Source organism: Rhodoglobus sp. G.S.23 (genome assembly GCF_056675935.1).
The window spans coordinates 2,784,375-2,804,851 of sequence record NZ_CM155237.1; the positions used below are offsets into that span (position 1 = coordinate 2,784,375).

General features: G+C 59.2%; 13 protein-coding genes. 1 reads left to right on the forward strand and 12 read right to left on the reverse strand.

What is annotated here, in order from left to right; genetic code table 11:
* Window positions 1-7: 7 nt before the first annotated feature.
* From AC1ENN_RS13585 to AC1ENN_RS13640, 12 genes are all read right to left on the reverse strand, one after another.
* Window positions 8-856 carry an ABC transporter permease gene (locus AC1ENN_RS13585; protein ID WP_480406274.1) on the reverse strand — a complete coding sequence of 283 codons (849 nt, stop codon included), beginning with the start codon at window positions 854-856 and terminating at the stop codon, window positions 8-10.
* Complete coding sequence (locus AC1ENN_RS13590) at window positions 853-1,749, reverse strand: ABC transporter ATP-binding protein (protein WP_449647736.1); 897 nt, start codon at window positions 1,747-1,749, stop codon at window positions 853-855. Before AC1ENN_RS13590 ends, AC1ENN_RS13585 begins: the two co-directional genes overlap by 4 nt.
* Entirely contained in the window at window positions 1,746-2,627 is an 882-nt protein-coding gene (locus AC1ENN_RS13595) for an ABC transporter permease (protein ID WP_449647737.1), read from the reverse strand. The genes AC1ENN_RS13590 and AC1ENN_RS13595 overlap by 4 nt, the downstream gene beginning before the upstream one ends.
* A gap of 4 nt (window positions 2,628-2,631) precedes the next feature.
* A complete protein-coding gene (locus AC1ENN_RS13600; RefSeq protein ID WP_449647738.1) occupies window positions 2,632-3,648 on the reverse strand; it encodes a TIGR03842 family LLM class F420-dependent oxidoreductase in 1,017 nt (338 codons plus the stop codon).
* A 52-nt stretch (window positions 3,649-3,700) separates the two neighbouring features.
* Window positions 3,701-5,164 (reverse strand): dihydropyrimidinase, encoded by a 1,464-nt coding sequence (gene hydA / locus AC1ENN_RS13605; RefSeq protein WP_449647739.1) that lies wholly within the window; start codon window positions 5,162-5,164, stop codon window positions 3,701-3,703.
* A gap of 66 nt (window positions 5,165-5,230) precedes the next feature.
* On the reverse strand, window positions 5,231-6,079 hold the full coding sequence (locus AC1ENN_RS13610) for a nitrilase-related carbon-nitrogen hydrolase (RefSeq protein WP_449647740.1): 849 nt from the start codon (window positions 6,077-6,079) through the stop codon (window positions 5,231-5,233).
* A 241-nt stretch (window positions 6,080-6,320) separates the two neighbouring features.
* Entirely contained in the window at window positions 6,321-7,106 is a 786-nt protein-coding gene (locus AC1ENN_RS13615) for a YqjF family protein (protein WP_449647741.1), read from the reverse strand.
* Between the two features lie 24 nt (window positions 7,107-7,130).
* The gene (locus AC1ENN_RS13620; RefSeq protein ID WP_449647742.1) at window positions 7,131-7,565 is read right to left on the reverse strand and encodes a heat shock protein transcriptional repressor HspR; all 435 of its coding nucleotides are present in this window, start codon (window positions 7,563-7,565) and stop codon (window positions 7,131-7,133) included.
* A 5-nt stretch (window positions 7,566-7,570) separates the two neighbouring features.
* Window positions 7,571-8,551 carry a DnaJ C-terminal domain-containing protein gene (locus AC1ENN_RS13625; protein WP_449647743.1) on the reverse strand — a complete coding sequence of 327 codons (981 nt, stop codon included), beginning with the start codon at window positions 8,549-8,551 and terminating at the stop codon, window positions 7,571-7,573.
* Between the two features lie 17 nt (window positions 8,552-8,568).
* Window positions 8,569-9,270 carry a nucleotide exchange factor GrpE gene (locus tag AC1ENN_RS13630; RefSeq protein WP_449647744.1) on the reverse strand — a complete coding sequence of 234 codons (702 nt, stop codon included), beginning with the start codon at window positions 9,268-9,270 and terminating at the stop codon, window positions 8,569-8,571.
* Entirely contained in the window at window positions 9,271-11,136 is a 1,866-nt protein-coding gene (gene dnaK, locus AC1ENN_RS13635) for a molecular chaperone DnaK (RefSeq protein ID WP_449647745.1), read from the reverse strand.
* Between the two features lie 254 nt (window positions 11,137-11,390).
* Window positions 11,391-18,680 (reverse strand): SdrD B-like domain-containing protein, encoded by a 7,290-nt coding sequence (locus AC1ENN_RS13640; RefSeq protein WP_480406275.1) that lies wholly within the window; start codon window positions 18,678-18,680, stop codon window positions 11,391-11,393.
* A gap of 269 nt (window positions 18,681-18,949) precedes the next feature.
* Between AC1ENN_RS13640 and AC1ENN_RS13645 the strand changes: the two genes are divergently transcribed.
* Window positions 18,950-20,407, forward strand: a complete 1,458-nt coding sequence (locus tag AC1ENN_RS13645; RefSeq protein WP_480406276.1) for an MFS transporter — start codon at window positions 18,950-18,952, stop codon at window positions 20,405-20,407.
* The last annotated feature ends 70 nt before the right edge of the window (window positions 20,408-20,477 follow it).

Consider the following 20,477-nt stretch of genomic DNA (forward strand, 5'->3'; position numbering starts at 1 on the left):
TCTGCTGTTAGCGGGAGCCCCCGGTCGGTACACGACGCAACACAAGTCTTTCAAGCGCGAGCGTCGCAAGATAGAAAAGCAAACCCAAAGCAATGGATGCCCCAACATAGGCCCACGCGCGGGAGTAGGCGCTCGAGGCAGCCGAGGTAGCAATCAGACTGCCGAGCCCACCGCGCGGCCCACCGAAGTACTCGGCGACGAGCGCCGAAATCACGGCAAGCGATGAGGCGATGCGGATGCCCGTCAGAATGAACGGTCGTGCGGTTGGCAGGGTGAGCGACTTCAGCATTTGGCCAGAATTCGCGGCATACGCCTTCATCAGGTCACGGTGCACTGGCTTAGTTTGCCGGAACCCGCGCAACGTATTGATGAAGATCGGAACAAACGACGCGATCGCCGCGATCGCCTGACGACCAAACTGGCTGTCCGCCCCGAACATCGAGTTGAGCACAGGAGCGAGAGCAACGATGGGAACTACAGCGAGCGCCGCGACAATCGGTGCACTCATCTGGTCGGCAATGCGCCAGCGCGCAGAGATTGCCGCAAACACGATGCCAAACAGCGAACCGACCAGCAATCCGATCAAACTATTGCTGCCTGTGAGCGCCGTTGCAGAAACGACGGAGGGCCAGAATTCGACAAGCTCGGCCACGATAGACGTGGGGCTCGGCAGCAGGTAGTCGTCGACCCCACCCACGGTAACGAGCAATTGCCAAATACCGAGAACGATCAGCCCGAACGAGATCGGCGCCACTATACGCAGCGTGGATTCTGTTCTGGGGCTCCACCCCTTGCTTCGGCGCGCCCCGGTTCCGGAACGGCCATTGACGATTGCATTTGCTGATGTGGCTGTCATCGGGTGTCCACTCCCCGCGCCTGGCGCGGTTCGTCCCCGGGAGAATCCGAGGCGCCACCGTGCAGTGCTTCGCGCACCTCTGTCACCATTTCGAAGAACGATGACTCTTCACGAAGATCATCCGAGCGCTCTTGTCGACCATCAATAGCATTCAGTTGCATGGGCACGATCTGGCTAATACGTCCGGGCCGCGGCGACATCACGACAACGCGGTCAGAAAGGAACACCGCCTCCGGAATCGAGTGCGTCACGAAGACAACAGCTGCCCCGGTATCGGCGGCAATGCGCACGAGATCGGTTTGCATCTTTTCGCGCGTCATCTCATCGAGGGCACCGAACGGCTCATCCATCAGCAGCAGTCGTGGCTGCTCAGCCAACGAGCGCGCTATCGCCACCCGCTGCTGCATGCCGCCTGAGAGCTGGTCAGGAAAACGATCAGCGAACTCGGTGAGCCCGACCATGTCGAGAAGGTCGGCAACCCGAGTGCGACGATCAGCGGATGCCACGCCGTGCAGTTCGAGCGGAAGCGCAACGTTCGCCGCCACCGTTCGCCACGGCAGCAGCCCCGCCTGTTGGAACGCGATGCCGTAGTCCTGGTCAAGGCGCGCCTGCGTTGTTGTCTTACCGAACACCATCAGCTCACCCGAGGTCGGATCGTCAAGATCAGCAATGAGTCTCATGAGCGTTGACTTGCCACAACCCGAAGGGCCGATCAGCGAGACGAACTCGCCAGCCGAAACAGTGAGATCGATTGCTTCGAGAGCGTGAACCACCCCGGTTGCTGTCTGGAACTGCTTGTTGACGCCGCGTACCGAAACTGCCACGGCATCCGTCTCGCCTGCAGCAGGTAGCGCATCAGTAGTCGCTGCGCTGTTTAGGATCTGGTCGCTCACGCGGCCTCCTCTGTTCGTCGGTAGTCCTTGAGAATCACGCTGAGCAGAGCGACCGAGCCGGCCGCAACAAGACCAAGCACGATTGCGCCGAATATTGGTCCCCACGCTTTCGCCGGGTCGCCGGAGGCTTGCCCGGCGAATTGGATGAGCAGCCGGCCGATACCACCCTGAAGCCCCGTTGATACTTCGGCGACCACCGCGCCGATGACCGCGTTCGCAGCCCCGAGTCGGAGTGCAGGCAAGAGAAAGGGCACTGCTGCCGGAAAACGCAACTGCTTGAGCGTTGACCAATACCCCGAGGCATAGGTTTCGAAAAGTTCTAGATGGATGCGGTCAGGAGACTGCAACCCCTTAAGCGCGCCGACCGTGATCGGGAAGAACGCAAGGTAGCTCGCAATCAGGGCGACCGACATCCAGTCTTGCCACTCGAAGCTGCCAATCTCCACGCGCGAACCCCAACTTTTGACGACCGGAGCGAACGCGATGAGGGGAACGGTTTGGCTGATCACGATCCACGGCAACAGCCCGAATTCGGCCAGCCGCCAGCGCTGCATGAGTAGAGCAAAACCGACGCCAACGACGACCCCGACTGCCCACCCTGCCGCGGCAATGCCGAGCGTCGTGAGCGCGGCAAGCGCAACCACTGCCCACAGCGGCAATGCACCGTCGGCTCGCGTCACGGGCTCGGCAAGTCGCACCATCATGTCCCACAGGTGCGGCATCGCGAGGTCGGTGGTTCGCGGGAGAACACGAAGCTCGCCGATTGATAGACCATCGGCTGGCCCGAAGAACTTGTATCCCTCCCACACGAGAGCGATCAGCAGCGCTCCAGCCAAACCCCACATAAAACCGCCGACAAGGCGAGGGCGCGCTGTCATCAGCTCAGGCCTTCGCAGCGACGTGATCAGCGAAGGCGGGAATCACCGTCTCGCCGTAGACCCGCAGTGTCTCTTCCTTGTTGTCGTGTTGCAGATACCCAGCGAATTGATCGACACCGAGTGCTCGCAGTTTCTCGAGCTTCTCGATGTGCTGTTCGGCGGTGCCCATCACGCAGAAGCGGTCAACGATCTCATCGGGCACGAAGGCGGCATGGGTGTTGCCCGCCCGCCCGTGCTCGTTATAGTCGTAGCCTTCGCGTTCCTTGATGTAGTCGGTGAGGGCCTTGGGCACGTCACCATCCGCACCGTACTTCTTGACGATGTCGGCAACGTGGTTGCCGACCATGCCACCGAACCAGCGACACTGGTCGCGCATGTGTTCCCAGTCATCGCCGATGTACATGGGGGCGGCGACACAGAACTTGATCGACATGGGGTCACGCCCGACAGCCTCAGCAGCGTCGCGCACCTTCTTGATCATCCATTCGGCAATATCGACGTCGGCTAGTTGCAGGATGAACCCGTCCCCGACTTCACCGGTGAGTTTGAGCGCGAGCGGGCCATAGGCGGCAACCCATACTTCAAGTTCGGAGCCTTTGCTCCACGGAAACTGCAGCTGGGCCCCGCCATATTCAACGGAGCGCGAGTTCGCGAGTTCGCGGATGACATGAATCGATTCCCGCAGATCCTTCAGCGTTGTCGGCTTCCCGTTGGTCACGCGCACCGCCGAGTCGCCGCGGCCGATCCCACAGATCGTGCGGTTGCCGTACATCTCGTTGAGGGTCGCGTAAGTGGATGCCGTAACAGTCCAGTCGCGAGTCGCCGGGTTCGTCACCATCGGCCCGATCTTGATCTTGCGAGTTTCGGCCAAAATCTGGCTATAGATCACGTAGGGCTCTTGCCACAGAATGTGCGAGTCGAACGTCCAGACGTGACTGAAGCCGTGTGCTTCAGCCAGCTTGGCAAGTTGCACCGTTCGCGATGCTGGCGGGTTGGTCTGTAGTACTGCTCCGAAGTCCATGGGGCTCCTCATTCGTGGTGGGAAAGATAGGTCGGATGCCGCGAAGAACGCTCTAGGTCAGGTACTGAGTGAGACCACGCTTCATGAAACGCCCATCACCCTTCGTTCCTAGGTACTGATCGCCATCGACGATGACCTTGCCGCGAGAGATGACGGTGTCCACGTGACCATCGACCTCGAAGCCTTCCCAGGCCGCGTGGTCCATGTTCATGTGGTGCTTCTTGCCCGTGGGGTTACCGTTTTCATCGACCGGCATGCCGATCGAGGTGTGGCCACGAGGGTCATAGACGACGATGTCGGCGTCAGCTCCTGGCTGGATGACGCCCTTGCGTCCGTAAACACCAAACATGCGAGCGGGGGTGGTGCTCGTCAGTTCGACCCAGCGTTCGAGGGTGATTTCTCCCGTGACAACCCCCTGATACATGAGGTCCATGCGGTGTTCGACAGTGCCGATTCCGTTCGGGATCTTGCGGAAATCCGCAAGGCCCAACTCTTTCTGATCTTTCATGCAGAACGGGCAGTGATCGGTAGAGACCATTTGCACATCGTTCGTACGCAGCGACTGCCACATGGCATCCTGATGTCCCTCTTCGCGCGAGCGAAGCGGAGTTGAGCACACCCACTTGGCGCCCTCGAAGTGACCGTACTGCTCGCTCTGAGCACCGAGTTGTTCTTCGAGACTCAAGTAGAGGTACTGGGGGCAGGTTTCCGCGAACACGTTCTGGCCGCGGTCACGAGCGCCGGCGATCTGCTCGACCGCTTGCTTCGCACTCACGTGCACAATATAGAGCGGGGCACCGGTGAGCTTCGCGAGCATGATTGCCCGGTGAGTAGCTTCCTCTTCCATCTCCCAGGCGCGAGCAACACCGTGATAGTACGGGTCAGTCTTGCCCTGCGCCACGAGCTGCTCGGCGAGAACATCGATGACGGGACCATTCTCGGCGTGCATCATCGTCATCATGCCGGTGTCGCGTGACACTTGCATCGCCTTCAGAATTTGCGCGTCATCCGAGTAGAAAACTCCCGGATAGGCCATGAACATTTTGAAGCTTGTGATGCCCTCATCTGGCAGCTTTGCCATCGCTTTGAGTGACTCCGGCGTCACGTCTCCGACGATCTGGTGAAAGCCATAGTCGATGGCGCAATTGCCCGCCGCCTTCTGGTGCCACTCGGCGAGAGCATCCTGAATGTGAGTTCCATAGGTCTGCACCGCAAAGTCGATGATCGAAGTAGTGCCACCCCACGCTGCAGCGCGAGTGCCCGTCTCAAACGTGTCGATCGCCGCAGTGCCGCCGAACGGCAGCTCCATATGAGTGTGGGCATCGATGCCGCCAGGAATGACGTACTTTCCCGTGGCATCAATAACGTGATCGACGGATGCCGCAATGTCGGTTCCAAAAAGCGTGCTGCCCGGTGACAGCACGGCCTTGATTACTTCGCCGTCGATAAGGACGTCTGCTGGGGCTCGGCCCGTTGAGCTGACGACTGTTCCGCCAGAAATGAGAGTGGTGGCCATGATTCGCTCCTCTGCTTGTCTTGTGCCTACTGTTCCCCGGGCGCTAAGACAGCCCGGGGGCTGACGTTATGGCTTCGGGATCGAGGTGTACGACTCCGGACGACGGTCACGGTAGAACTGCCAGTCGTCACGCATCTGGCGAACAAGGTCCATGTCGAGATCGCGAATCATGATCTCCTCGTCAGTGCCCGAACCGCGTTCACCCACGAAGTTGCCGCGCGGGTCGATAACTTGGCTGGTTCCATAGAAGTCGACCGCGAGGTCACCGTATTCGTTGTCTTCGCGACCAACACGGTTCGGCTGCAGCACGAAGTAGCCGTTCGCTACAGCAGCCGCGGGGCCTTCGACCTCCCACAGGCGGTTGGAGAGACCAGGCTTGGTGGCGTTTGGGTTGAACACAATTTCGGCACCGTTGAGGCCGAGCTCGCGCCATCCCTCAGGGAAGTGGCGGTCGTAACAGATGTACAGCCCGATTGGGCCTACGGCAGTGTTGAAAACGGGGTACCCCATGTTGCCTGGACGGAAGTAGAACTTCTCCCAGAACCGGTCGAGGTGAGGAATGTGGTGCTTACGATACGAACCGAGGTTGGTGCCATCGGAATCAACAACGACAGCGGTGTTGTAATACACGCCGGTCATCGCCTCTTCATAGATCGGCAGGATCATGACCATATCTAGCTCTTTAGCCAAGGCCTGAAAACGCTGCACTATGGGGCCATCAGCAGGCTCAGCGTAGGCGTAATACTTCTTGTCTTCAGTTATTCCGAAATACGGGCCGTAAAACAACTCTTGGAAGCAAATTACTTGAGCGCCCTGCTCTTTTGCATCACGAGCGAACTGCTCATGCTTCTGAATCATCGACTCCTTGTCGCCTGTCCAGGTTGTCTGAGTGATTGCTGCGCGGACCGTCGTCATGGTGCCTCCTGCGTTGTTCGGCATCGTTGCCTTGAGCTATTTGCCGAGAAATGATTTACGCACGGGCTACTGCACCCGCACTCTCATTCTGCAGCTTCATCGTTTCAATCGTGTGTTGCATATATGACGTTGTGGTTACTCATCATGTCCCTGTCGGCGCAAAGAGGCAATGCTCATTTGTGCTGATGAGACCACGTTGAACGCCCGTACCACGCATTCCGGATTCAGAAAACCAGAACGACTATGATGAACGCGCCGTGGCCCATACAGTGCGCGCTCGAGGCTTGCGGACACGAATTGGTTGCTGCGGAGACGCAAACACAGTCGACACTTCAGTGGCAAACATCACCGAGTCTGGCGCACGATCCGCAAGCCCCTCGAAGCCAGCAACCGCAAGCAAACCATCGTCGAGATGCACGAGCTCTGCCGGCTGTAACGGCCACCGTTCGTGGTGATTGCGACAGTAGATGGTTGCTCCGCGGTGGGTTTCGTGAAAACCCCAGCGCGCTGTCAAGAACGTCGCAACCGGGTCAGCGGCGAGCGCAACACTCGCCGCCGGATCGTCAATCGGGCGCACGATGATGTGGGATGCGGCATCCGGTTGGCCGTAGCGTTTCGTTGTGTAGGCAACTTTTCCGTCGCGCTGCCCGATCTGCATCGATGCCCACCGGTAGGGCAATCCAAAAGCGGCCTGCGCTGTGAGCACCGGGATGAGATGGGATGCTTCGAGCGAAAGGAAGACCACTCCGCGGCGGCCCTGTTCGTCAATCGAATAGAGCCGAACGTTGACTTCGGGAAAGTCACCGAGCCACGGAATGCGGGGCCCGCCAAAGAACGAACTGCGAGACATCTGAAACGCGATGAGTCCCACCCACGTGCTGCCGTTCATGGTGTCTGGACGGCATCCGGCCGGCATGAAGCGCTCGACGGTGCTGGGATCAACCCGCCAGTGTAAAAATGTGACTTCACTCCAGCGTTGACGCAGAATCGCAGCGCTGCCGAGCGGAGGGGCTTCTGAGGAGATCATCGCTACACGGTCATCGGGATGACATCAGCGCGGAAGTTGATTGTCGCGTCGCGTGAATGGCCGCCACAGCACGACTTGGTCAGTGCGTTCGCCTCTGGTTCCTGCCTTGAGGGAGATCACTTCTCCGGCAGCACCGGCAGCGAACACTCGCCGCCCGGGTTTCGCCAGGAGTTCATCTGCGAGTGCGGCTTCAAGTTCGTGCACTCGGGAGGTGAGCTCACTTACGCGGTTTTCGAGATCGAGGATGCGTTTGATTCCCTCAAGGTTGAGTCCTTCGGCACTGAGGGCGCCGATCTCACGCAACTGCATCACGTCGCGCAGGGAATAACGCCGCGAACGACCGCTGGTTCTCGTTGGTGAGACGAGCCCCAGACGGTCGTACTGTCGCAGCGTTTGCGGATGCATGCCAGCCAGTTCTGCCGCAACAGCGATCGCAAAAGCTGGCGTGGACTCATCCATTGTCATTACCTCCTGGCTTTAGCCATCAGGTCATCCCGCGGGTTTTCTGCGGGCATTGCTTGGGTAAATGCTTCGAGGTGCGCATGTGCCGCTTCCGAGATGTGGCTCGGAACCGCCACTTGCACTTCGGCAAGCAAATCTCCGGTCGCTTTTGTCGTCGTGACACCGCGACCTTTTACTCGCAATACTCGTCCGCTCGGGGTTCCCGCCGCAACCTTCAACTTGACCGGTGTACCGCTCAAAGTGGGAACCTCGATGGTGGCGCCGAGCACCGCTTCCGCGAACGTCACAGGAACAACGACCCGAAGATTGTTGCCTTCACGTTCGAATACCGGATGCTTGCGAACCGTCACAGTGAGAACCAGATCGCCTGACTCCCCACCATTGATGCTCTGCTCGCCTTTGCCTTTGAGGCGGATCTTCTGCCCGTCACTGACCCCCGCAGGAATCTTGACGTTCATCGGACGACCGCCAGCAGGCTGCAATTTAATCGTTTCGCCATTAATGGCCGTAACGAAATCGAGCGTTGTGTTTGCCGCTAGGTCGCGACCCTTTGCTGGGCCGCCACGGAATCCCGCACCGCCACCAGGGCCGCCTTGAGCACCAAACATGCCACCCAAAAGATCTTCGAAGCTGGCACCAGACTGGCCACCGCCGTAGCGTTGACCGCCCGCGCCACCCGCACCGAACATGCCACCAAAGACATCCTCGAAGCCGCCGGACTGGCCACCCGCTTGAAAGCGAGCGCCAGAGCCCATAGCGCGAACCTGATCATATTCTTGGCGCTGTTCAGGATCGGAGAGCACCGAATGTGCTTCGCTGATCTCCTTGAAGCGAGACTCCGCTTTCGGATCTCCCGGATTTGAATCCGGATGAAACTGGCGCGCGAGTTTGCGATAGGTTTTTTTGAGGTCGGCCGCTGAGACATCTTTCGATACCCCGAGCACCTTGTAGAAGTCCTTGTCGAACCAATCTTGGCTAGCCACTACACGCCACCCCCGACCTATTCAGTAGGACCGGAGACAGCAACCCTCGCGGCACGAACAACGCGCTCACCAAGAATGTAGCCCGGCTCAACCACGTCAGCAATCGTGTTTTCGGTTGCCTCCGGGTCGTTCAAGTGAACTACAGCCTCATGGAAAGCGGGGTCAAAAAGTTCACCCTTCTCGCCAATCTTGCGAAGACCGAACCGCTCGAAACTGGAGTGAAGCTTCTGCGAAACCAACGCCAACGGGCTGCCATCGATAATGTCTCCGTGCTTATCTGCACGATCGAGATCGTCCAGGGCAGGAAGCATTGAACGGATGACGTCAGCGATGACCGATTCGCGGTTCGCTGCCCGGTCGCGCTCAACGCGCGTGCGGAAGTTCACCAGCTCAGCCTGTGCGCGCAACATCTGATCGCGCATGTCAGAAACCAGATCGCGGCTAGCGTCATCGAGCAGGCGCTGATCTTCAGCACTCAATTGCGACTCGGCACCTGCTGCCGGCTCGTCGTCTGCTTCAGCGTCAATCGACGCGTCAACGGTCTCGACGGGCTCGTCAGCAGCATCCGCTTCATCAGCGGACTGCCCCCCGGCCGCTGCAGAAGAATCTGCAGCAGCCGAGTCAGCCGCACGAATGTCACCGGTTTCCGGATCAACGCGACGTTTATCGCGAATCACCGGCTCCTGGTTCTCGTCGTGGTCTTTGTTCTTGTCAGACATCTACTTCTTGTCCGCGTCAGCTTCGTCGTCGTCAACCACTTCAGCGTCAACGATGTCCTCGTCAGAGTTCTCGTCAGCGGGAGCCTCTTCGCCTTCTGCAGCCTCAGGGTTTTCTTCCTGGTGCTTGTAGATTGCTTCGCCAAGCTTCTGCTGGCTTTCGGTCAGCTTGTCGAAGGCGGTCTTTACGGCCGCTTCGTCATCGCTTGCCAGTGCCGAGTTGAGCGCATCGACGTCGGCCTGAACCTCAGTCTTGACGTCTTCTGGCAGCTTCTCAGCGTTGTCGGTGATGAGCTTTCCGGTGGAGTACGCGAGCTGCTCAGCGTTGTTGCGAACTTCAGCTGCCTCACGGCGAGCCTTGTCTTCTGCAGCGTGCTCTTCGCCCTCGCGAACCATGCGCTCGATGTCTTCCTTCGAGAGGCTTGAGCCACCCGTGATCGTCATCGACTGCTCCTTGCCAGTGCCCTTGTCCTTGGCGGACACGTGCACGATGCCGTTAGCGTCGATGTCGAACGTGACCTCAACCTGGGGGATGCCACGAGGCGCCGGTGCAATGCCGGTGAGCTCGAACGTTCCGAGGTTCTTGTTGTCGCGAGTGAACTCGCGCTCACCCTGGAAGACCTGAATCGATACGGAAGGCTGGTTGTCATCCGCCGTGGTGAAGGTTTCGCTTCGTTTGGTCGGGATGGCAGTGTTGCGGTCGATGAGCTTGGTCATCATTCCGCCCTTGGTTTCGATACCGAGGCTCAGCGGAGTGACGTCGATGAGCAGAACGTCCTTGCGCTCGCCCTTCAGAACGCCAGCCTGGAGTGCAGCACCGACGGCTACGACCTCGTCAGGGTTGACACCCTTGTTTGGCTCCTTGCCACCGGTGAGCTTCTTGACGAGCTCAACAACGGCGGGCATGCGAGTCGATCCACCAACGAGCACTACGTGCGCTACGTCAGCGAGCTTGACGCCCGCTTCTTTGATGACGTCGTTGAATGGCTTCTGCACGCGCTCGAGGAGGTCTGCGGTCAGTTCTTCGAACTTGGCGCGAGAGAGGGTCTCGTCGAGGTTGGCTGGGCCGTTCTCAGTGAGCGAGAGGTACGGAAGCTGAATGCTTGCCGACATCTGCGAGGAGAGTTCCTTCTTGGCCTGCTCGGCAGCTTCCTTGAGGCGCTGCTTCGCGATCTTGTCGCCAGAAACATCGACACCGGTCGAGTCCTTGAAGCGCTGGATCAGGTAGTCAACGACGCGGGCATCCCAGTCGTCTCCACCGAGGCGGTTGTCGCCAGAAGTGGACTTAACCTGAATGGTCGAGAAGTCGTCGTCCTTGCCCACTTCGAGAAGCGAGACGTCGAACGTTCCGCCACCAAGGTCGAAGACGAGAATGAGTTCGTCTTCTTTACCCTTGTCGAGGCCGTACGCGAGTGCGGCAGCGGTTGGCTCGTTGATGATGCGCAGAACATTGAGGCCAGCGATCTCACCGGCTTCCTTCGTTGCCTGACGCTCAGCGTCGTTGAAGTAGGCGGGAACGGTAATTACGGCGTCAGTGACGTCTTCACCCAGGTACTGCTCGGCGTCGCGCTTGAGCTTGGCAAGCGTTCGCGCGGAGATTTCCTGCGGGGTGTACTTCTTGTCGTCGATCTCCACCTTCCAGTCAGTGCCAATGTGGCGCTTGACGGATGCGATGGTGCGGTCAACGTTAGTGACGGCTTGGCGCTTGGCGGTTTCACCAACGAGGACTTCGCCATCCTTGGTGAATGCGACGACGGATGGCGTAGTGCGCATTCCTTCGGCGTTTGCGATGACGGTGGGTTCTCCACCTTCGAGTACGGCAACCACTGAGTTTGTGGTTCCGAGGTCAATACCTACTGCTCGAGCCATGTGCTCTTACTCCTTTAAGCGTTTGAGTGTGCGAACTTGAGTCGCTTGGTATCAAGTTTCTACCTCCGCGGAGCGAGAGTCAAGCGGGCTAGCTGAAAGTTGAGTGTGTATGACTCAAGTGTGGAGGTCAGTCTTGAGAGATCGGGGCGTTGCGCTGCACACCATCCCGCCCGTTAACGGATAAAGCGCGGTGACTGCGCCAAGAGCTTTCGGCTCTTAGCGCAGTCACCGCGCCAACTCGCTGGTCGTGCCCGCTACTTACCCGAAGTTAGAGCGGACTGCCTTCCACCGCGGACCCGACGTCCTGGCAGGAGAAGCAACAATCCGCCAAGCAATAGCAGACCGGCGAGCGATGCTCCCAACGCAATGTTCGAACCCGTGAAGGCGAGCATCAGCGTTGTGAGACCTTGAATGACCGAGCGTGTACCGAAGGCCGGCAGCTCAACCGTTGACGATGTACCTGTTGATGGGCGGTAGTCCGCACTGACCGAACTGAGGTCGATCGTTGCCGTGTACGTTCCCGCTGGAAGTGTAGTCAGTTCCCACGCTCCATCAGCGTCGGTCGTCACCACAACCGTTACGGGGCCGTTGGGTCCGGCCCAAACAACGTTGACCTTCGCGTTCGGGATGCCGCGATCACCGCGGTCACGCACACCGTTGCCATTCGGGTCATCGAACACAATGCCGTTGAGCGTTGCGCTACCGACCACAATGAAGTCCACATCGAGTCGAGTCTCACCCGCAGTCAATTCGGCTGTCGTTTCGAAGAGAACATCACCGTCGAGGTCAGCGTTGGGAACGAATCCCTCCGTCAACGTCGCAGGGTCGTATGACACTCGAACATCACCGGCGGGAAGTCCCTCTACGGGGTAGTTTCCGTTCACGTCCGTCGTGGTGGTCACGATCAGATCGTCAGCGGTATCGAACAGCCCGTCAGCGCCGGGACTCGTCACGGTCATCACGATTCCGGGAAGACCAGGTTCGTTTGTTCCCTGAACCCCATCGTTGTTGACGTCGAGCCAGAGCAGGTCGCCGACGCCAGCGTCACCGCGGTAGCCAAAGTCCTGATCGAGGTTTTCTTCGCCACCCCGCAAGGTGACCTCAGAGGTGTCATCGAAGCCAGCATCCGGGTCAGCCGTTGCCGTAAGGCCTCGTGGAAGTCCACTCAGGTCGATCCGGAAGAGTCCAGAGGGGAGATCATCGAAGAGGTAGTTGCCGTCGCTGTCGGTGCGCTGGTTCGACACCACATCGTCGGCGTTGCCCAGGATGCCATCGAGCCCCGCCCAAGTGAGCGTCACAAGAACTTCAGCAATTCCCGACTCGGTAGTATCGACAATCCCGTCGCCATTCTGGTCGAGCCAGACGGTGTCACCGATCTTGCCGGTTCCGACGTAACCGAAGTCGATGTTGTCAAGATCGGTTGCCGCTGGAAGCACAACTGCTGTGGTCGAGTTCGGGCCAACGCCGGACGGTGTTGTCGCCGCCGTCGGCTGGTTGGTGCCAGCATCCGCGTCGAATGTCGGCGCAACGCCGCTCGGCAGAGTGTCGGTGTCTACCGTCACGGTGTAGCTACCCTCTGGCAACCCATCGAATAGGTAGTGTCCGTTGGCGTCAGTTGTCTCCACGAAAGTGACATCGTCGGTTCCGCCAGCAACGCCATCCGGACCGAACCAGACAAGAGTGACAACAATTCCCGGAAGGCCGGGCTCGCCGACATCCTGAACGCCATCCTTATTGAGGTCGAGCCAGACCGTGTCAGCAATGCTCGAGTCGCCGGCATAACCGAAGTCCTGACGGAGATCAGAATCGACCAGCGTCACGCGTGATTCTTCGTCTGGCGAGGTCGTTCCACTGTCGTTGTCGAAGGTCGGGCCGAAGCCGGCCGGAACCCCACTGACAACCTCAACAATGTAGTTGCCGTCGGGGATATCTGTAACAGTCCAGTTGCCGTTGCTGTCCGTCGTTGTTGTGAACTCGATATCACCAGCAGCGCCGGTTCCGCCAAGAACACCGTCGGTACCCAGGTACGTGATGCGGATGCCCACGCCGGACAGTCCCGGTTCGTTGCTGTCTTGCACGCCATCTTTGTTGCGATCCCACCACACGCGGTCTCCGATGACGGAAGTAACGTCGTAGCCGAAGTCAACGTCGGTGACGGCTTGACCGATCGTTAGCGATACGGGAGCTTGAGAGTCCTTGTCCCCGTCACGATCGAAGCTGTTCGTCGCGCCTGCTGGCAGTCCGCCAGTGACGGCTACCGAGAAGTTTCCGGGCAGCAAGTTCGGGAAACTGTAGGCACCGTTACCGTCGGTCGTGGTTGTGAATACTCCGTCGTCACCGCCGCCGAGCACACCGTCTTCGCCAAACCAAGTGAGTTCAACGTCAGCGCCGTAGATTCCCGGCTCGGTTCCCTCTTGAATACCGTCACCGTTGCGGTCGATCCAGACGTAGTCACCGATGGATGCGGATCCCGCGTAGCCGAAGTCCTGGTTGACGCGATTTTGGCCGGCCGTCAGCGACGTCGTTGAGCTCGCGCTGGTTCCACCATTGGGATCGGAGACAACGACATATCCGGTGGGCAGGTCGCTGACAGTGACAGTGTAGGGACCGGCAGGAAGCAGGCCGACCGTGTACTTGCCATCGGCATCCGTGGATGTCGTGTAGGTGATGTTGTCGGCCGTCGTGGAGAGATCCCCATCGAGTCCGCCGAAGACAACCGTGACGGTCGCGCCAGGCAAGCCGGGCTCGTTCGCGTCTTGAACGCCATCCTTGTTTTGATCGAACCAGACGAAGTCACCGATCGAACCGGTTCCCGTGTAGCCGAAGTCGACGTCTCGCTTCCTGTCGTTCTCGGCGAGGGTGCCCTGCCAGATGCCGTTAGGCGTCACGGTGGTGCCATCGAGGTCGTAGCTGGGGGTCATTCCCGCGGGAAGAGTGGAAGCATCCACGGTCACTCGGTAGAGACCACCTGGCAGTTGGTTCACAAGGTACAGACCGTTTTCGTCTGTCGTGCGAGGGAATGTCTCGTCGTCAGTGTTGCCAAATATTCCGTCGGCCCCGGCGTAAACAACGGTCACCTTTACACCCTCAAGGGCGGGCTCGCCTGCACCCTGAACGCCGTCATTGTTGACGTCGAACCAGAGGTAGTCCCCGATGGACGCAAGGTCGAGTTCAACGCTCACGACATCCGGAGTCACGTCGTCGTAGTCCTTGTAGTCGATCGTCGAAACCTGATCACTCGGTGCAACACCGAAGTAGTGCGGCACGTCGGCAGTATTGATGATTTCTGCCGAAGCAACAATCTCGCTCGTCTCGTCAACGACCGGCATCGTCACCGTGTACTTGATGGTTACGCTGGCGCCTGCAGCGATGGGGCCTGCGATTTTCCAACCGAGCGTTCCGTCTGACGGAGTGATATCGGTGGGCGTGACGCCAACTACCCCTGCGGAGGTAAAGCCGGTGACTCGAGCATCCGGGGTGTCCGTAACCGTCACGTCATAGGCGGGCGAGTTGCCGGCGTTGGTAACGACAATCGTGTATTCAAGCGACTCGCCTGGCTTGGCACGACGAGTGTCGGTGTCACTGACCTGGCCGGCGACATCCTTATCAATGGTTAGGCGCGGTTCGAGAACGGCGACATTCGCGGTCGATGGCGTCCCTACGCGGTCGAAATCGGTCGGCCCTGGAACGGTTGACGGCGTTCCCAGCTGCTTATTGGTGTCGTTCCAGTAGGGACGAACCGTGTTTGTCAGGGTGTTGCCGGATGCTGCAGCGGTAGTCACGATGCCGGTGTAACGAATCGTGACGACACGTTCGTTTGCCGAAGCGGGGTCAATGTCACCGAGGGCAAAACCAATCGTGCGGTCCGTAGTCGACGGAGTGCCGATAAGTTCGGCATCCACTTGATCACCGGAGCCACAATCGACGCCAGCGACAGTGCAGGCGGAGTCAAGGAACTGGCCGAACCGAACGTTGGTCGGCATGGTGTCGAGTGCGGTCACGTCGTAGGCGATTACCGACTTCGGGATCGTGACATCAACAGAGTAGGTAATGACTTCACCGATGGTGCGCGACGATGGCGTTGCACTCTTGCTGACGCCGACTTCGGGGGCGCGCAGTGTGAGTTCGTCGTTGTCCTTATAGCTTGCCGAACCCGTCGTTGAAGTCGAAGTGCGTTCGTTGGCGTCACTGCCGGCAATCGAGGTCGTCGTGACATCCACCGAGTTGACGATGGTCGCGCCGCTCAAGAGCGGGTCTACTACGCGAGCGCTGTACGTCAAGTTGGGCCCGGAACCGGGAGCCATGCTCGCAATCGTGAATGTGATCGTGCGTGCTGCTTGGTCCCACGCGCCGCCACCGGGCAACGTTTGACTTGTCGTCACAGGATTGTTTGCGACATCGACTGGCTGGATCGTGGTTGGCACGTGGTCGATCACAGTGGTGTCGTGAGCGATCGATACATTCGCCGCGCTGCTATTGCGCACCGCAAGCGTGTACTGCACGATCTGACCAGCCACGATTCGACCCGATACCGCGTTGCTGGTCTTCGAGACCGACACGCTGGGCTCAACAATGCGAATGCTCGCATTGTTGCTCGTTGCGGTCTTGGTGGATCCGCTGACAGGCTGCCAGCTAAAGCTTGCGGTGTTGTTAATCAGGTTGCCGCGAACGGGGCCGGCAGCATCGAGAACACGCACGGTGATCGTGAGAACGACGGGGTCATCGCCACTGTTTGGAGAGTTCACGTAGTTGGCCCCGACGAGCGCCCTCACCGTTTGTCCGCTGACCACCGCATTTTGGCTCGGGCCGCCGTTCACCGTGAAGGTGGGCGTACCGACGATCGTAAAGCGGTTGCTAATCACGTCAGTGACCGTCGGATTGACGTACGCCGAGGAGCCCTCAGGGATCGTCGTCGTCACGGTATACGTGATGGTCTCTCCGATAGTGGCCTGGCCTGCACGATTATTGCTTGCTTCATTGATTGATGTAGTCGCAGCTTTCACAAGGGTGGGAAGGCGAAGGTTTGCCGACGCGGTGTCTTTAGCCTCGACGCTGTTGGCCTTGACTTCGAGGTCAGGGTCGATGTTGTTGACGGGGAAATATTCTTGCGTACCTCCCATGTTGGTGACCGCATCGTAGGTGCGCACGCCAGCGGTGTTGACGAAAGTGTCTCCCGCAGCAGAATCGGCCGGAGTGATGACGTCGTAAGTCACGGTGTAGGAACCACCGGCAGCGATCGTGGGGATGGTCCACTCAATCGTGCGCGGAAGCGATGCCGCGGCTCCACAGACACCGGCGTCGGTGATGTTTTCCACATCGGTGCATTCGAGCAATGACGGAAGGTTGTCTCGCACCGAAACGTTGGTGGCGGTCTGGCCTCCCGTATTGGTCACCACAACGGCATAGGTCACTCGATCGGTTGCTTGCACCGCGAGACTGTTGACGGGTGCACTCGGTACCGGCGTCTCGTTGAGTTCGATGATGCCCTTCGAGAGCGTCACCACCGGCTTCTCGACGAGCGTGTCTGCACTGTCCCGCAGCTGGAAAACATCACCAGCAGTGTTCTTGTACGTCATTTTCATGAGGTTCGACACGATGTCGCCATCGGTGACCGCGGCAGGATCAGTGATCTCGGCCGTCACCAGCACCTGGAAGACCGTTCCGGCATCCACATCTCCGACATTCCAAGTAAGCAAACGCGACTTGTCGTTGGGGTCTTGGGCAACGAAGGTTGAGCCAACTGTGTTTAGCGGGGTCGTAGCGTAGTCAATAAAAGTGAAGCCTGCTGGCAAGAAGTCATTCACAACGTTGTCGAGCGTGTCGAGGCGGCTCGGGAACGTGACGGTCAGTTCGTAGCAAACCCAGTCGCCCGGGTGGAATGCGTTCGTGGCGAGGTCATCCTTGAATTCAAGACCGCTGACGTTCTCACAGGTGTCTGCCATCGGCTTCGGCTCAGAAACTCGCTTCGTTAGCGTGATGCCTTCAGCCTTCTGGCTGGCACTTGACGTGTCGACGATGGCAAGTTCTGTGGTCGTGGTGTCGTTGTCGGTGATGACAGTGGCGGATGTCGCGAGGTCGACGGTGTTCGTCCACGAGTCGTTTGAGCTGACCGGGCGCTCAACGCCTCCGGCTCCTACGAGGCGGTAGGCGGCGCGCGTCGACGTGAAGACCGTTATTTCTCCACTGCTCGACGCCCCGTCAAACGCTGCGGCATCCCACGACACGGTGAGGGTTCCATCGGCATTCTCGGCAGGGCCAGAGGTTGGATCAGGAATGCTGCCCTCGAAGTTGAGCCCGTCAGGAATCGTGTCAGTGATCACGATCGAGCCGGTGGAAAGAGCATATTCAGACGACTGGTACTTGAGCGTCCAGACGCTGTTTGAACCCTGCGTGATGCCAGTCTCGTCAACAGTTTTCTGAATTGACACGTCTTCAGCGGAAACAGTGGCGGTGGCTTCATCGGTGTAGACCACAGCGTCGCCGGAATAGGTACCACTCGTTACGGCGTAATTAGTGAGTTGCTGCTCGTCATAGGTCAAGGCACCCGTGTTGTTGTCGAGGTTTGCCGTAGCTTCGCCATCGAACGCGACGTTCTCACGTAGCGGTATTGCGGCCGCATACCGAATCGTGATGACGCCATCGGTGGCGAGCACGCCAGGAATAGTCCACACAACCTTCGTGTAGACGGCCTCAACTAGAGGGCCAGCTCCGTCTGGGTCAACGACGACGGTGCTTGTGGTCGGAACGAGGCCAGCACAGTCCACGCCGCTCGGGAAACTTGCCGGAAGGATGCGACCGGAACCGTCATATTCTTCGGTGTCGACTGCGCTGTTGTCTGCTGCCGCGCATCCGAGGAATTCAAGGCCAGCGGGGAGGTAGTCGGTAACGGTGAAGTCAGAGCTTGAGTTGACGCCGTTGTTGGTGACGGTGAGCTCATAGACCGTCTGGTGATCGTGGACACCGCGAAGCAGCTCAGACTCGGGGCTCGATGTCTCTGCCTTGTCAAGAACGAAGGGAACGAGCGTGGTGCTCGATTCCGCGCTTCCACCCACGTCACGCGAGCTCTCGATGACCGCGCCAGTGAGCGCGTCGAACTTCACCAGAGTGCGCTCATTGGTGTTAGCGAACGCTTCAGCAACACCCGTGAATGTGTCGCCGACGTCGTAACGGGGCATGTCGTACGAGAAGGAGTAGGTCAATGAGACGACGGCGCCAGACGACAGGTCGGCAACGTTGTTCCAGATGAGCTTGGTGGAGCCTCCCGCGAGCGCAATCTTTTGCGGTTCGCCGTAGGCAGAGTTTGTTTCCAGCGTTGCCCCAGCGGGCAGAATGTCGGTGAAGGTCAGGTTGTAGGCGTTGGAACCCGATGTTTGCTGTGCCGTGAGCGTCACTGACACGTCACTGCCGTACAACGTAGTCGCACTCACCTGCCGGTTGAGGTCGACAGTGATGTCCGCGGGCGCGGCGGTAGCAGCCTGCGCCGGGACGGTGATGCCCGCAGCTAGGAGGGCAGCAATAAGTAGGGAGCGCAGCAAAAACTTCACGGGTAAGGCCTTAATTTTTCCGCGGTGGAAACAGAGAGAATCCACACTGTGTCGGGTTGATCGGTGCACACTGGCCAATGTCGGGGGCCAGATATAGAGATCTTTAGCAACGATAAGACGGCAAACGTCCCCCGAAAAGCCCACCTAGTGGGGTACACAGACTTGTCTACCGTCCCCCGAGCTGTCCTCACTAAGCGGGACCGGGACGAATGTGGCCAAAAATTGCCCAGTTAACGCAATTGTTTACCCCGCACCACTAGCCTGTTCGCATGACGGACAAGACTCCCGACAACGAGGTCCCCAGTGTTCCTGCAGTTCCTCGCGTCGCAAATACCCGGGCGATCGGCACAGTAGGGCAAGGTCTCATCGACGACTCGCCAATCCCCAAGAGCCGGGTTCGCGCCTGGGCACTGTGGGATTGGGGCTCCGCAGCGTTCAACGCTGTCGTCACAACCTTCGTCTTCAGCACCTACCTCGCAAGTGGATTGTTCATCGACCCGGAGGTTCTCGCCGCAGCCGGAGATGACACCAAGAACCCAGCCCTCGTGCTCGCGAAGGCAAACAACACGACCGTCATCTCGGGTGCGCTCACTATCGCCGGTGTGCTCGTCGCGATTCTCGCTCCCATACTCGGACAGCGCTCGGATGGCTCTGGTCGCCGCAAACTATGGCTAGCCATCAACACCGGCCTCGTCGTGCTCGCAATGGGAGCGATGTTCTTCGTCGCCCCCGTGCCCTCCTACATTTACCTCGGTGCCGCACTACTCGCCGCTGGGAACATCTTCTTCGAGTTTGCGAGCGTCAACTACAACGCAATGCTCGTGCAGGTCTCGACACCACAAACAGTTGGCCGCGTCTCGGGCTTTGGTTGGGGCATGGGCTACATCGGCGGGATCTTACTGCTGATCATCCTGCTCGTGTTGTTCATTCAAAACTTTGGAAGCGAGACCGGCAACGGACTGCTCAATGTGCCTTTTGGTGCGGATGGTGGAGCCCTCGATGTGCGCTACGCCGTGCTCGCCTCAGCCGCGTGGTTTGCCATCTTCGCGATCCCCGTACTGATCGCCGTGCCCGAGATCCCTGCGGGTGCACGCGAAAACCGAGTGAGTTTCTTCGCGAGCTACGCCAAGCTCTTTGGCACCATCAAGACTCTCGCCAAGAAGAGCCCCCAAGTGCTCATGTTCCTTCTCGCCAGCGCAGTCTTCCGTGATGGCCTTGCCGCCGTCTTCACCTTTGGCGCCATCATCGCAGCGCAAGTCTTCGGGTTCAGCCCAAGCGAAGTCATTTACTTCGCTGTCGCTGCCAACCTTGTCGCCGGAATTGGAACCTTCATTGGCGGATGGCTCGATGACAAACTCGGTGCCAAGAACGTGATCATTGGCTCACTTGCTGGACTCGTGATCGCCGGCCTTGCCGTGCTGTTTGTTGGAGACGCCAAGACCGGGTTCTGGATCGCCGGCCTCTTTCTTACTCTCTTCGTCGGGCCGGTGCAGGCAGCGAGCCGCAGCTTCCTCGCTCGCATCACCCCGGTGGGGCGCGAAGGTGAAATCTTCGGCCTCTATGCCACAACCGGTCGCGCCGTCAGCTTCTTGGCACCCGGCCTCTTCACCCTCTTTGTCACCATGACCGGCGACACACGCTTCGGAATCATCGGAATCGTGATCGTTCTCCTCGCCGGGCTCGGGCTCATGCTCCCCGTGAAGGCGAAGCAATCCGTCATCGACTAACTCGGGGCTGAGCGTTACGACAAAGTTTGCCGGTCGGGTCCGAAAATCGCTGGCGCACGACATCGCGTCG